The organism is Enterococcus sp. PF1-24 (assembly GCF_029893325.1).
Lineage (GTDB): Bacteria > Bacillota > Bacilli > Lactobacillales > Enterococcaceae > HY326.
Window position 1 is genome coordinate 1 of the sequence record NZ_JARXWL010000073.1, and the last position, 1150, is coordinate 1150.

The following is a 1150-nucleotide window of genomic DNA, read 5'->3' on the forward strand; positions in this document are numbered from 1 at the left end:
AACTCCCGGATGTCAAAATAAAGTGCAACACTTTACAGATACTGGTTAACTAATTTTGTTATAAAAAGATTGACAACTACATAGACAACCGTCTATACTTATGCATAGATAGCTATCTATGTTGTTTAAGGAGGTTTTTATGAACTATCAACAATTGTCAACGATACTTAAAGCTTTGAGCGATCCTAATCGGTTAAAAATTGTAGAACTTCTTTCTAAGAATTCTTTGTGTGCCTGCGATATTTTAGTATATTTTGATTTTACTCAACCTACACTATCGCACCATATGAAAATTTTAGAACGCGCGAACATTATTTCTGTGGAAAAAGAAGGAAACTGGCACCACTATTCATTATTACCTAAGTTTTCAAAAGATTTTATTAGTGATATAGAGCAACTTTTTTCTATATCATCTATTAAAAATTAGAATCAAAAAATCTTGCAAATAGGAGGCTTTTATGTGGCAGTGGATTAGTAACCAAATTTTTAAAATGCTCTGGCTCAATAATCTAGCAGGTAAATTTGTACAACTGTTTGGGATTTCTCTAGATAGCAAATTGGGTAGCAGCTTACAGTTTTTTATTTTTGATACTGTTAAAATTTTCATTTTATTATCAGTATTAATCTTTTTCATGGGTATCATCCAATCATTTTTTCCACCAGAAAAAACTAAAATTATTCTCGGTAATTTAAAAGGGTGGAAAGGAAATCTTTTAGGTGCACTTTTAGGAACAGTAACTCCTTTTTGTAGCTGTTCAAGTATTCCGATTTTCATTGGCTTTACTACAGCGGGATTGCCTTTAGGCGTAACTTTCTCATTCTTAATTTCTTCTCCTATGGTTGATATTGCTTCGATTATTTTACTTATGTCTTTTTTTGGTGCTAAAATAGCTATCCTTTATGTAGTATTAGGCTTAATTTTAGCAATTATTGGTGGAACCATCATTGACAATGCTGGAATGGAAAATGAGATTCAAGACTATATTAAAACGATGGAAAATGCTTCTGTTTTTGTTGAAAAGCTTACATGGAACGATCGTATACATTTTGGTGTAGAACAAGTAAAAGAGGTAGCTAGTAAAGTTTGGCTCTACATAATCCTCGGTGTAGGGATAGGTGCAGCAATTCATAATTGGATTCCCGAGTCTTT

At 32.2% G+C, this 1150-nt stretch carries 2 protein-coding genes; both read left to right on the top strand.

What is annotated here, in order from left to right; genetic code table 11:
• Nucleotides 1-139 precede the first annotated feature (139 nt).
• Nucleotides 140-427, top strand: a complete 288-nt coding sequence (locus tag M2139_RS14250; RefSeq protein WP_280739521.1) for a metalloregulator ArsR/SmtB family transcription factor — start codon at nt 140-142, stop codon at nt 425-427.
• 31 nt (nt 428-458) lie between these two features.
• On the top strand, nt 459-1150 hold a 692-nt coding region (locus tag M2139_RS14255; protein WP_280739520.1), incomplete at its 3' end, for a permease.